Source organism: Acidovorax sp. MR-S7 (genome assembly GCF_000400995.2).
GTDB lineage: Bacteria > Pseudomonadota > Gammaproteobacteria > Burkholderiales > Burkholderiaceae_C > MR-S7.
On record NZ_DF238945.1, the window covers coordinates 1 to 12,698 of the forward strand.

Below are 12,698 nucleotides of genomic sequence, written 5' to 3' on the forward strand. Positions count from 1 at the left end.
CTACCAACACCACCTCCGCGCCAGTGCTAGCTTTTCGTACCGTCACTTATTGCACTGAAAACGAGGAGACCCCGGGCAAGAACACCAATGTGTACCTGGGCTCAGCCGAACTCTCGGCCATCTGCTCCAAGCTGGGCCGTATTCCCAGCAAGGAAGAATATCTGGCCGACGTGGGCGTCATTAACCAGAGCAGCGACAAGATCTACCAGTACCTGAACTTCGACCAGATCGAAGAATATGTGGAGAACGCCAAGGAAGCGACTGCCTGAGCGGCGATGGCTCCCTGAAACAACAAACGGCCCTTCGGGGCCGTTTTGCTGCGTAGCCTGGCTGAGGAGAAGTCTGCAGAATGCTGTGTATTTACACAGTATTTATGCCAGCCACCTCCAAGCCCAAGCTCTACAACCCGCGCCACCCCGAGCGCACGCTGCTCTACCAAACGGTGGCCGAGCATTACGAGACCTGGCTTGATCTGGCCAGCGCCGGCCAGTTCGACGGCCAGGGCGACCACCGCAGCCCCAAGCCCTATGTGCGCCAAGCGTTTGCCAAGTACCTGGAATGCGGCATCTTTGCCCACGGCTTTGCCCGTGCCCGCTGCGACGACTGCGGACACGACTTTCTGGTGGCCTTTTCCTGCAAAGGCCGGGGCGTCTGCCCCTCGTGCACCACGCGGCGCATGGCCGAGACAGCGGCACACCTCACCGACCACGTCTTCCCCCGCCTGCCAGTGCGCCAGTGGGTGCTGTCGGTTCCCAAGCGGCTGCGCTACTTTATGCAACGCGACAGCGTGGTGCTGGGCATGGTGTTGCGCATCTTCTTGCGCGTCATTGAGCAAACCCTGCAAGCCAACAGCCCATGCGCAGCGCATGCGAACAAGGCCGCCCTGCACATCGGTGCAGTCGCCTTCATTCACCGCTTTGGCTCCAGCCTGAACGAGCATGTGCATTTCCATGTGTGCGTGGTCGATGGCATGTTTGAGGCGGTGGCAGGGGAGGCGAGTGAGCAGGGCACCCGCACCACAGCGATCAGCGTCATGTTTCACCCGGCTATCGGCATCGACCCCGAAGCGGTGACCCAAGCCCAGGCCAGTTTGCGTCGGCGCATCCTGCGCGCCTTTGTGGGCCGGGGCCTGCTCGAAGGCTTCGAGGCCCAGGAGATGCTGGGGTACAAACACAGTGGGTTTTCGGTAGACACCAGCGTGTGCATAGCAGCACAAGACCGAGCGGGCCTGGAGCGCCTGCTGCGCTACTGCGCACGGCCCCCGTTTGCGCTGGATAGGCTGCGCAAAGCGGGCAGTGAGCTCATTTACCGCTGCGCCAAGCAGCACAGCGAGCCTGGCAGTGACCGGCGCGACCAACGCAAGGCAAAGCGAGGTGTTCGGGCCGACGAACTGCACCTCACGCCGCTCGAACTCATCGACCGCCTTGCCGCGCTGGTGCCGCCACCGCGTGCGCACCGCCACCGGTACTACGGCGTGCTGGCGCCCAATTCACCCCTGCGGGCTGCGGCGGTTGCACTGGGCGCAGGCCAAACCGCAGGCGCGGGCACGGGCACGGCACAGCCCGAGCCAGGCGGTGTGACCGCAGCGGTGGATGCCATGGGAGTGGCCACGGTCGGTGGTCCCAGCCAGCCCGAGCCCACCCAGCCAGCTCTGCCCAAACGCTCAGCTCACATTCTGTGGGCGGTGCTGATCGCCCGCATCTACGAGGTGTTGCCGCTGTTGTGCCCGCTCTGCGGTGGCCAGATGCGCATCATCGCTTTCATCACCTACAGTGCCGACCTCCGGCACATCCTGGAGCACATCGGGGTGGAGACAGAGCCGCCTCGCATCGCGCCAGCACGCGGGCCGCCGCTGTGGGATGGGTGCGATGTGCCGATGGGCGATGGTGTCGAGGTTGAGCCAGATTGGGGCGAGGCGGCCCAACCGGCGCCGGACTTTGAGGTCGATCAGCGCGTCAGTTGGTAAGGGAAGGCAGCAGCGGTTTGGCCGCGCGGCAGGGCTGCGTCTGTCACTGCCAAAAAATGTGCAAACCGAAAAATCTCGGGCTACTGGCGCTGATCAAGCGCTCAGGCAGGCTCAGCCTGAAGGCCTGTGATGCCCAAAACCTGGGCCATAATCGTCCTCCTGTGGTTGGATTTCCTATCCGCCGCGCCTGCCGCGAAGCCGCCCACTACGGCGTGACGGGCGCGGGCGAGGCGCGCCCCGACCTGGCCGCCATGGTGGCGCGCTCGCGCAAGGTGGCGGGCCGCCTGGGACAAGGCGTGGCCCACCTGATGAAGAAGAACGGCGTGACGGTGTTCGGCGCCAGCGCCAAGCTGGCGGGCGCCGGCAAGCTGGCGCTGGACAGCGGCGCCACGCTGTCCGCGCCGCACATCGTCCTGGCCACCGGCGCGCGCGCCCGCGAACTGCCGGCGTTGCCGGTGGGCGAGCGCATCTGGGCCTACCGCCAGGCCCTGGTTCCCGCCGACCTCCCGAAATCGCTGCTGGTCGTGGGCGCGGGCGCCATCGGCGCGGAGTTCGCCAGCTTCTACCGCGCCGTGGGCGCGGAAGTCACGCTGATCGACATGACCGCCGACATCCTGCCGCAAGAGGACGCCGAGATCTCGCAGCTGGCCCGCAAGGCCTTCGAGAAGCAAGGCATCCGCGTGTTGACGCAATGCGCGGTCAAGGCCTCGTCGGCTACCGCGACCGGCGTAAAGGTCGTGTTGGATCAGCAAGGCAAGCAAAGCGAACTGGAAGTCGAGCGCGTCATCGTCGCCGCCGGCATCGTCGGCAACGTGGAGAACCTCGGCCTGGAACGCACCCGCGTCAAGGTGGAGAAGACCCACATCGTCACCGACGGGCTGTGCCGCACGGACGAACCGGGCGTCTACGCCATCGGCGACGTGGCCGGCGCGCCCTGGCTCGCCCACAAGGCCAGCCACGAAGCCGTGCTGTGCGTGGAGGCGATCGCGGGCAAGCCGGCGCATCCCATCGACCCGCTGCGCATCCCCGCCTGCACCTATTCCTATCCGCAGGTGGCGAGCATCGGCATGACCGAGGCCCGCGCCCGCGAGCACGCCAAGCAGAACGGCGGCGAAATCCGAGTCGGCAAGTTCACCTTCGCGGGCAACGGCAAGGCGATCGCAATGGGCGAGGACCAGGGATTGGTGAAGACGGTGTTCGACGCGAAAACCGGCGAACTGCTGGGCGCGCACATCATCCACCCCGAAGCGTCCGAGCTGATCACCGGCTACGGCGTGGCGGCATCGCTGGAAGCCACGGAGGAAGACTTGATGCACACCGTGTTCGCGCATCCGACCCTGTCGGAAACGCTGCACGAATCGGTGCTGTCGGCCTTCGGCCGCGCGCTGCACGCGTAGGCGGCCCAAAGGCGCAAAGAACGGGCAGGGGGCCGCGCCCAGGCGCGCCCCCGGCTCGGGTCACATCCGCGCCGCGAAGAAATCCAGGAAACACGCGATGCGCCGCGACAGCTGGGTGTTGCGGTGGTAAACGGCGTGCATGGGCTGCAGGTAGTCCGTGTGCTCGGATTCCATCAGTTTCACCAGCCGGCCTGCCTTGATGTCCTCGCGCACCACGAAGTCGGACAGGCAGGCGATGCCCACCCCGCGCAACGCCAGTTGCCGCTGCGTCTCGCCGCTGGAGGTCGCCAGCGTGGGCACCGCCAGATAACTCGACCCGCCCGCGTGCCGCACGGGCCAGACGTTCAGGCTTTCGGGCTGAGTAAATCCCAGCACCTCGTGTCCGTGCAGTTCGTCCACCGTCGCGGGCGCGCCGCGCCGGGCCACATAGTCCGGGCTGGCCATCACCCAGCGCGGCGACGACCGCAACGCGCGCGCATGCAGCGTGGAATCCGTCAGCGGCCCCATGCGCAGCGCAACGTCGGTGCGGTGCTCCATCAAATCCACGATGCGGTCGTTGCTGGTCAGTTCCAGTGAAATGCCGGGATACTGGCGCCGGAACTCCCCCACGTGCGGCACCACGCAGTGCAGCATCACCGGCACCGAGGCGTCCACCCGCAACCGCCCCGCCGGCCGCTGATGCACCATGCGCATGCATTCTTCCGCCTCTTCCAGCGAGGCCACGATCTGGCGGGCCTTGGGCAGGAAATGCTTGCCCTCTTCGGTCAGCTCCATACGCCGCGTGGTCCGGTTCAGCAGCGTGACCCCCAGGTCTTCTTCCAGCCGCGACAGACCCCGGCTGACGCCCGACGCGGTATGCCCCAGCACTTCGGCCGCCGCGCTCAGCGATCCGGCGTCCACGACGCCCAGGAACAGCCGCAATGCATCAGAGTTCAGGGACATGGGGAGGGCTCCTTCGGGCGAGTCGGTCGATTGTGTTCTTCAGACGCCTGGCGCGGGTGGTGGAGGTGGGTGAGTCGGTGGGCGGTAGGGCTTGCCGACAGGCGACGTCCGATGGTCAATGTCGATTGTCGATTGGCTATCGCCACTTTAACCCCGCCGCCGGATGGATGGCGCGCGCGGCAGGCGTTCTCCCAACAAATAGTTCTGCGCCGCGCGGTGGCCCACCGCGCAAAAAAAACGGCGCCACGAAGGCGCCGTTCTTCAGAAGCCCTCAACGATCAACGCTTCTGCTTCAACTGCGACAGATCCCGGACTGCGCCGCGATCGGCCGACGTGGCCAGCGCCGCGTAGGCCTGCAAGGCCTGCGACACCACGCGCTCGCGGCCCACGGGTTCCCAGCCGTCGGCCCGCGCATCCATCGCCGCGCGGCGGCGCGTCAGTTCCTCGTCGGACACGGCCAGATGCATTTTGCGGTTCGGGATGTCGATCTCGATCACGTCGCCCTCTTCCACCAGGCCGATCGTGCCGCCTTCCGCCGCTTCCGGCGACGCGTGGCCGATCACCAGGCCCGACGAGCCGCCCGAGAAGCGGCCGTCGGTGAACAGCGCGCAGCTCTTTCCCAGGCCCTTGGACTTCAGGTAGGACGTGGGATACAGCATTTCCTGCATGCCGGGACCGCCCTTCGGGCCTTCGTAGCGGATCACCACCACGTCGCCCGGAACGATCTGGTCGCCCAGGATGCCTTCCACGGCGGCGTCCTGGCTTTCGAAGACGCGCGCGCGGCCGGTGAAGACCCATTGCGACTCGTCCACGCCGGCCGTCTTCACGATGCAGCCCTTTTCAGCCAGGTTGCCGTACAGCACGGCCAGGCCGCCATCCTTGGAATAGGCGTTTTCCTTGCTGCGGATGCAGCCCGTCTTGCGGTCGGTGTCCAGCGTCAGGAAGGTGGCGTCCTGGCTGAAGGCCACCGTGGTCGGGATGCCGCCGGGGGCCGCGCGGTAGAACTTCTGCGCGTCCTCGCCCGCATCGCCGGCCACGTCCCACTTGCGGATGGCGTCGCCCAGCGTGCCGCTGTGCACGTTGCCGCAGGACAGGTCCAGCAGGTCGGCGCGCGCCAGTTCACCCAGGATGCCCAGGATGCCGCCTGCGCGGTGCACGTCTTCGATGTGGTACTTGTCGGTGGCGGGCGCGGCCTTGCACAGGCACGGCACCTTGCGCGAAATGCGGTCGATGTCGGCCATGGTGAAGTCCACGCCGGCTTCCTGCGCCGCGGCCAGCAGGTGCAGCACGGTGTTGGTGGAGCCGCCCATGGCCACGTCCAGCGCCATGGCGTTCTGGAACGCGCTCTTGGTGGCGATGCTGCGCGGCAGGACCGACTCGTCGTCTTCCTGGTAGTAGCGGCGGCACAGGTCCACGACCAGGCGGCCGGCCTGCTCGAACAAACCCTTGCGCCAGGCGTGCGTGGCCACGATGGTGCCGTTGCCCGGCAGCGCCAGGCCGATGGCTTCGGTCAGGCAGTTCATCGAGTTGGCCGTGAACATGCCGGAACAGGAGCCGCAGGTGGGGCAGGCGCTGCGCTCGACCTCGGCCACGTCGGCATCCGACACGTTGGGGTCGGCGGCCTTGATCATGGCGTCGATCAGGTCGATCTTGGCGATCACCTTGCCGTCGGTGGGCGACTTCACCTTGCCGGCTTCCATCGGGCCGCCGGAAACGAAAACGACCGGGATGTTCAGGCGCATCGCGGCCATCAGCATCCCCGGGGTGATCTTGTCGCAGTTCGAGATGCAGACCATGGCGTCGGCGCAGTGCGCGTTGACCATGTACTCCACCGAATCGGCGATCAGCTCGCGCGAGGGCAGCGAATACAGCATGCCGCCGTGCCCCATGGCGATGCCGTCGTCCACGGCGATGGTGTTGAATTCCTTGGCGACGCCGCCCGCGGCTTCGATTTCGCGGGCGACCAGGGCGCCCAGGTCGCGCAGGTGCACGTGGCCCGGCACGAATTGCGTGAACGAGTTCACTACCGCGATGATCGGCTTGCCGAAATCGCCGTCCTTCATGCCGGTGGCGCGCCACAGGGCGCGGGCGCCGGCCATGTTGCGGCCGTGGGTCGAGGTGCGGGAACGGTAGTGCGGCATGATTTGTCTCAGGCTGGTTCTGTTAGCGTGGGCGGCGAAACGGTAAATAATACGCTGGATCCAGGCCCCGCCGCTCGGCGGCCGCCGCCAGGCCCCTTCGCGGCCATCAGGCGGACGCCATGCCGCGGGCCGCAAACGCGCTGGGCGGCTCGCCCACCGCCTTGCGGAACATGGCCGCGAACGCGCTGGGCGGCTCGCCCACCGCCTTGCGGAACATGGCCGCGAACGCGCTGGGGCTTTCATAGCCCAGGTCCAGCGCCACCTCCAGCACGCGCTCGCCGCGCGCCAGCCGCTCCATGGCCGCCAGCAGGCGCGCCTGCTGGCGCCAGCGTCCGAACGTCATGCCCGTATGCCGCAGGAACAGGCGATGCACGGTCTTGGGGTCCACGCCCAGCTCGCGCGCCCAATCCGCCGCGCCATCCTGGCGTTCCGGGTGGCGCACGATGGCGCGGCAGATGCGCGCCAGGCGCGGCTCGACGGGCTGCGGCAAGTGCAAGGGCAGAACGGGTTCCTGACGCAATTCGTCCAGCAGCAGCATCATCAGGCGGCCATCGCGCGTGTCGGGCGCCCAGTCCAGCGGCACCTCGGCCGCCGCCACCATCAATTCCCGCAGCAATGGCGAGATGGACAGCACGCAGCACTCCGCGGGCAGGTGCGCGGCCGCTCCCGGTTCAACGAACACGGTGCGCATGCGCGGTTCGCCGCTCATGCGGATGCCGTGCGGCATCCAGGCCGGCACCCAGACGCCGCGCGTGGGCGGCACCACCCAGATCCCGGCGGGCGTATCCACCACCATGACGCCCGAGATCGCGTAGACCAGCTGGGCGCGCCGGTGCCGGTGCCGCCGGATGCGGTGGCCGTCTTCATAGTCCACGGCCAGCCCGGCCACGGGGCGTTTCGAGGATTCGTAGGGAAAAAGGTCCAGGTCCGCGGGCTTGCGGGGGCTGGACGCGGATGCGGCGGATGCGGGCTTGTCCATTTTGCGACGATTGCGGTCCGAATGGCGTTAGACGGTCTTTCCCAGTGTACCTATCATCCTCGCATCCCCTGCCGCATTTCCCCACGCCCGACACGCCCATGCCCCGCTCGTCCGCCTCCGCCGACTTCCACGCCGCCCTGGCGCCGGCGGGCTGCGCGCGGGCGCTGCGACTAGCGCGCGGTTGCCGGGCCTTGCGCTCCGTGGCCGCCCGACAGCCCTGGGCCCCTGACGGGTCCTGACGCCACCTCCCCCTGACCTGGCCGTCCCGCCCCCTTGCGTACGCGGGCGGCCGACACGCGCCGCGCCCCCGCGGCCGGAGGTTTCCATGCTCGACCAGCCCCAACACAAATACCGCCCCACCCTTCCCTTCACCCGCGACTACCGCGCGCGCACCTGGCCGTCGCGCCGGCTGACGGCGCCGCCGATCTGGATGAGCACCGACATGCGCGACGGCAACCAGGCCCTGATCGAGCCCATGGACGCGGCTCGCAAGCTGCGCTGCTTCGAACAACTGGTGGCCGTGGGGCTGAAGGAAATCGAAGTGGCCTTCCCCTCGGCCTCGGACACGGACTTCAACTTCGTGCGCAAGCTGATCGAGGAACGCCGCATTCCCGAGGACGTGACCATCGAAGTGCTGACCCAGTCGCGTCCGGACCTCATCGAACGCACCTTCGAATCGCTGCGCGGCGTTCCCCGCGCCATCGTGCACCTGTACGCCCCCATCGCTCCGCAATGGCGCCGCATCGTGTTCGGCATGAGCAAGGCCGAAATCAAGGAGATCGCGCTGGCCGGCACGCGCCAGATCCGAGCGCTGGCGGATGCGCGCCCCGAGACGCAATGGATCTACGAATACTCCCCCGAGACCTTCAGCCTGGCCGAGCTGGAATTCTCGCTGGAGATGTGCGATGCGGTCAGCGCCGCCTGGGGTCCGACGCCCGAAAACAAGATGATCGTCAACCTGCCGTCCACCGTGGAATGCACCCCGGCCAACGTCTACGCGGACCAGATCGAATGGATGCACCGCCACCTGGCGCGCCGCGACAGCATCGTCCTGAGCGTGCATCCGCACAATGACCGCGGCACGGCCGTAGCCTCGGCGGAGCTGGCGGTGCAGGCTGGCGCCGACCGCGTGGAGGGCTGCCTGTTTGGCAACGGCGAGCGCACCGGCAATGTGGACCTGGTGACGCTGGCCATGAACCTGGACCTGCACGGCATCCGCAGCGGCCTGGATTTTTCGGACATGGCGACCGTGCGCGCCTGCATCGAGGCCTGCAACCAACTGCCGGTGGACGTGTTCCACCCTTATGCGTTCACCCACGCAACGCCAGCAGCGCCTCCTGCAGATGCCGCAGGCCCCGGCTCAACGGCTTATCCCGGCGCAACACGATAGCCAGGCTGCGCGACAGGCGCGGCGCCAGCGGCCGGACCGCCAGCGCCGGGCGCGCGCCTGCGCCCGATACCGACAACCTGGGCAGCACCGCGCAGCCCAGGCCGGCGCCCACGATTTCCTTCATGGCTTCGGTGCTGCCCAGCTCCATGACGGGCTTGGCGGCCACGCCCGCGGCCTCGAACCAGTCGTCCACCAGCCGCCGGGTGCGGGCGCCGGGCTCGAACAGCACCAGCGGCAGCCGCGCCAACGCCTGCGGCGTGGCGGCGGCCGGAATGGACGCGGGATCCCGGGCCGGGAAGATCGCCACGAATTCGTCTTCCAGCACCGGCGTCACCTCGAACATGCGGCCCGGCGCCGGCAGCGTGACCAGCCCGATGTCCAGCGTGTTGTTCTCCAGCCCGCGCAGCATGTCCGACGTATTGCCGGTGCTGGCGACGATGTCCAGCGCCGGGAAGCGGCGCCGCAGGTCGGCCAGCAGCGGCGGCAGCAGATAGGTGCACGCAGTGGCGCCGGTGCCCAGCCGGATGCGGCCGGATACCTGGGAAGCGTGCGCCGTCATGGCGAGTTCGGCCTGGGCCAGCGCGGCGTCGATGACGCGGACGTGCTCCAGCAGTTCCAGCCCGGCCGCGGTGGGGCCGGCGCGGCGGCCGACCCGTTCCACCAGCTTCAGCCCGAAGCGCCGTTCCAGCTGGCGGATCTGCAGGCTGACGGCGGGTTGCGTCACGCCGCTGCGTTCCGCGGCGGCGGAAAAACTGCCCAGTTCGGCCACCAGCGCAAAGGTGCGCAACTGATCCAGATTGAGACCCCGCATTGCATCAACCCAAAGTTTTACTTATGAAAATCATAATAAACCAAAGCTTTATTAATACATGAGCTTGCGCGACACTGAGCACTCGTCTTTCGCCACGCCCTTCCATGCCCTCCAACACCCCCTCCTTCCTCGTTCGCGACAGCGCGCCGGCCGACCTTCCCGCCATCAAGGCCATCTATGCCCACCACGTGCAGCACGGCACGGCCTCCTTCGAGCTGGAGCCGCCCTCCATCGAGGAAATGCGCCAGCGCCGCGCCGCCGTGCTGGAGAAGGACATGCCCTACCTGGTGGCCGAGATCGACGGCGAGATCGTGGGCTACGCCTACGTCACCCCCTACCGTCCGCGCCCGGCCTACCGGCACACGGTGGAGGATTCGGTCTACGTGAAGACGGGCCGCTCCGGGCTGGGCATCGGCGGCAGGCTGCTGGCCGAGCTGATCGCCCGCTGCACCGCCGCCGGCTGGCGGCAGATGCTGGCCGTGGTCGGCGACAGCCGCAACGCGGCATCGCTGGCGCTGCACGCCAGCCAGGGATTCCATGCCGCGGGCACGCTGCGGTCCGTGGGGCACAAGCATGGCGAATGGCGCGACACGGTGCTGATGCAGCGCGCGCTGGGCGAAGGCGACACCACGCCCCCCGTCCGGCCGTGATTCCGCCCCGCGCCATCGTCTGCCTGGGCCTGACCCAACTGGTCGGCTGGGGCGTGACCTTCTACCTGATCGGCGCCCTGGGACCGGCCATGGCGGCCGACCTGGGCTGGAACGCCGCCACCGTGTACGGCGGCTTCTCGGCCGCCATCGTGGTGATGGCCATGGTGTCGCCCCTGGCCGGCCTGGCGGTGGACCGATGGGGCGGGCACCGCGTGATGCCCGCCGGCGCCGTGGTGGCCGCGCTGGGCTGCGCGCTCCTGGCGGCCGCGCACGGCCTGGCCCTCTACTACCTGGCCTGGATCGCGCTGGGGATTGGCATGCGGCTATGCCTGTACGACGCGGCGTTCGCTTCCCTGGCGCGCGCGGCCGGCCCCACCGCGCGCCGGCCCATGTCCCAGATCACGCTGTTCGGCGGCCTGGCATCCACCGTGATGTGGCCGGTCGGCCATGCGCTGGCGGGCTGGCTGGGTTGGCGCGGCGCGGTGCTGGCCTACGGCGCCCTGGCGCTGTCCACGCTGCCGCTGTACCTGGCGCTGCCGCGCGAGCGCTACGCCGCCCCGGCCGGCGCCAAGGACAAGGCCGCCACGGGCCTGGCCCGCAGCCTGGGCGAGCGCCGCCTGGCGGGCGCGCTGTATGCCCTGATCGCCATGCTGACCAACTTCCTCGCGGCCGGCAACGCGGCGCATCTGATCTCGCTGCTGTCCGGCCTGGGGCTGGCCGCGGCGGCGGCCGTCAGCGTCGCCGCGCTGTGGGGCGTGGGCCAGTTCGCGGCGCGCCTGGCCGACGTGGCGCTGGGCTCGCGCCTGCACCCCCTCACTCTGACACTGGCGGTGGGAACGGTGCTGCCCCTGTGCTTCCTGCTGGCGCTGCTGTCCGGGGGCAATCTCTACGCCACCGCGGCCTATGCCCTGCTGTACGGGGCGTGCAACGGCCTGCTCACCATCACGCGCGGCACCTTGCCGCTGGCGCTCTTCGACTTCCGCAGCTACGGCACGCTGGTCGGCGCGCTGCTGATTCCCAGCTTCCTGCTGACGGCCACCGCGCCGGTGGCCTACGCCTATCTGGTGGAGAGCCACGGCGCGCGCGGCGCGATGGCGGTGTCGGTGGGCCTGGCGGCGGCCATCTTCGCGGCCGCGCTGGCGCTGCGCTGGACATTCATCGGGCGGGTGCGCGCGGCCACCGCCTGACCCGCCGCCGCCCGGGCGCTCAACCTTCGGCGGCGGACGCGACCACCCATTTTTCCCAGCCGATCTTGCGCAGCTTGCAGGCCGGACATTCGCCGCAGCCATACCCCCAGTCGTGCCGCGCGCCACGTTCGCCCAGGTAGCAAGTGTGGCTTTCCTCGACGATGGTCTCGACCAGGGCATCGCCCCCCAGTTGATAGGCCAGCGCCCAGGTTTCGGACTTGTCGATCCACATTAGCGGCGTCTCGATCGTGACCCGGGCGCCCAGGCCCAGGCCGAGCGCCACCTGCTGCGCCTTGATGGTGTCGTCGCGGCAGTCGGGATAGCCGGAAAAATCCGTTTCGCACATGCCGCCCACCAGCACGTCCAGCTTTACGGACAAAAAAAAAGCCCACCGAAGTGGGCATTTCGCTACAAAATGCAGGTCTCAAGACTCCGAATCAGTCCTTGAGGCGGGGCTTCCTGATTGTCCACTCGTCAATCATGTCCGCCCAATCCTGTAGCATTGCCCGGCGCTGATCGCGGTACTCGGCCTTGTTGTAGACGGCTCGAACGCCCTTCTGTTCGTGCGCAAGGCACTTCTCGATCCAGTCGGTGTTATAGCCCGCCTCATGCAGCAGCGTGCTGGCTGTACGCCGCAAGTCGTGCGGTCCGAACTTGCCAAGCAACTGCCCTTCCTTCTGGGCCAGACGATAGGTCAGCGTGAGCACCTGATTGAGCGTGGCGCTGCTCATCGGCAAGTCCGAGTCATAGCGCGATGGCAGCACGTACTCCGAGCCGCCCGCGAAGGTTTTCAGAGCTATGAAAATGTCAAGCGCCTGCCTAGACAGGAACACCAAATGGGGATTGCGGCGCTTCATCCGCTCCTTGGGGATTGTCCAGAGCGCTTCGGTGAAATTGATTTCGCTCCACGTTGCGTTGGTCAGTTCGCTTTTGCGTACCATCGTCAGCAACAGCAACTTGGCGGCCGCGCGGATCGAAGGTGTGGTGCCAATGCGCTCCATGTACTGGTACATCAAGCCGATTTCATCGGGCGTAAGTGCTCGATCTCGCGGCTCAAACTTTGCAATAGTCGACGGGCGCACCAGATCGGCCGGATTCTCAACCTTCTGGCCGCGTTCTATAACCCAACGGAAGACCTGCATCACAATTTCGCGGCAAAGCGGGGTCTCCTCGTTTTCAGTGCAATAAGTGACGGTACGCAAAGCTAGCACTGGCGCGGGGGTGGTCTGGGTAGA

Annotated in this window: 11 protein-coding genes and 1 pseudogene; 6 read left to right on the forward strand and 6 right to left on the reverse strand. The window is 67.7% G+C overall.

What is annotated here, in order from left to right:
- The 3 genes from AVS7_RS15355 to AVS7_RS15365 form a co-directional block, all read left to right on the forward strand.
- On the forward strand, positions 1 to 269 hold a 269-nt coding region (locus AVS7_RS15355), incomplete at its 5' end, for an aconitase B (RefSeq protein ID WP_024001649.1).
- A 104-nt stretch (positions 270 to 373) separates the two neighbouring features.
- On the forward strand, positions 374 to 1,966 hold the full coding sequence (locus AVS7_RS15360; RefSeq protein WP_020229221.1) for an IS91 family transposase: 1,593 nt from the start codon (positions 374 to 376) through the stop codon (positions 1,964 to 1,966).
- Between the two features lie 161 nt (positions 1,967 to 2,127).
- Complete coding sequence (locus AVS7_RS15365) at positions 2,128 to 3,363, forward strand: dihydrolipoyl dehydrogenase (RefSeq protein ID WP_234450024.1); 1,236 nt, start codon at positions 2,128 to 2,130, stop codon at positions 3,361 to 3,363.
- A gap of 60 nt (positions 3,364 to 3,423) precedes the next feature.
- On the opposite strand, the gene AVS7_RS15370 is transcribed toward AVS7_RS15365, so the two are convergent.
- The 3 genes from AVS7_RS15370 to AVS7_RS15380 form a co-directional block, all read right to left on the reverse strand.
- Entirely contained in the window at positions 3,424 to 4,305 is an 882-nt protein-coding gene (locus tag AVS7_RS15370) for a LysR family transcriptional regulator (RefSeq protein WP_020229223.1), read from the reverse strand.
- A gap of 278 nt (positions 4,306 to 4,583) precedes the next feature.
- Positions 4,584 to 6,446, reverse strand: coding sequence for a dihydroxy-acid dehydratase (ilvD, locus tag AVS7_RS15375; RefSeq protein ID WP_020229224.1), 1,863 nt, complete (start codon positions 6,444 to 6,446; stop codon positions 4,584 to 4,586).
- 106 nt (positions 6,447 to 6,552) lie between these two features.
- Complete coding sequence (locus AVS7_RS15380; RefSeq protein ID WP_020229225.1) at positions 6,553 to 7,425, reverse strand: helix-turn-helix domain-containing protein; 873 nt, start codon at positions 7,423 to 7,425, stop codon at positions 6,553 to 6,555.
- A 325-nt stretch (positions 7,426 to 7,750) separates the two neighbouring features.
- On the opposite strand from AVS7_RS15380, the gene AVS7_RS15385 reads away from it, so the two are divergent.
- A complete protein-coding gene (locus tag AVS7_RS15385) occupies positions 7,751 to 8,815 on the forward strand; it encodes a 2-isopropylmalate synthase (protein ID WP_020229226.1) in 1,065 nt (354 codons plus the stop codon).
- On the opposite strand, the gene AVS7_RS15390 is transcribed toward AVS7_RS15385, so the two are convergent.
- The gene (locus tag AVS7_RS15390) at positions 8,736 to 9,626 is read right to left on the reverse strand and encodes a LysR family transcriptional regulator (protein WP_024001652.1); all 891 of its coding nucleotides are present in this window, start codon (positions 9,624 to 9,626) and stop codon (positions 8,736 to 8,738) included. The genes AVS7_RS15385 and AVS7_RS15390 overlap by 80 nt on opposite strands.
- Positions 9,627 to 9,730: 104 nt before the next feature.
- On the opposite strand from AVS7_RS15390, the gene AVS7_RS15395 reads away from it, so the two are divergent.
- The gene (locus AVS7_RS15395; RefSeq protein ID WP_020229228.1) at positions 9,731 to 10,276 is read left to right on the forward strand and encodes a GNAT family N-acetyltransferase; all 546 of its coding nucleotides are present in this window, start codon (positions 9,731 to 9,733) and stop codon (positions 10,274 to 10,276) included.
- Positions 10,273 to 11,463 carry an MFS transporter gene (locus AVS7_RS15400; RefSeq protein ID WP_020229229.1) on the forward strand — a complete coding sequence of 397 codons (1,191 nt, stop codon included), beginning with the start codon at positions 10,273 to 10,275 and terminating at the stop codon, positions 11,461 to 11,463. Before AVS7_RS15395 ends, AVS7_RS15400 begins: the two co-directional genes overlap by 4 nt.
- Before the next feature lie 19 nt (positions 11,464 to 11,482).
- Here the strand turns inward: AVS7_RS15400 and AVS7_RS15405 are convergent.
- Both AVS7_RS15405 and AVS7_RS15410 read right to left on the reverse strand, forming a co-directional pair.
- A pseudogene (locus AVS7_RS15405) lies at positions 11,483 to 11,833 on the reverse strand (7-cyano-7-deazaguanine synthase); the annotation flags it as partial.
- A 67-nt stretch (positions 11,834 to 11,900) separates the two neighbouring features.
- On the reverse strand, positions 11,901 to 12,698 hold a 798-nt coding region (locus AVS7_RS15410), incomplete at its 5' end, for a site-specific integrase (protein WP_020229231.1).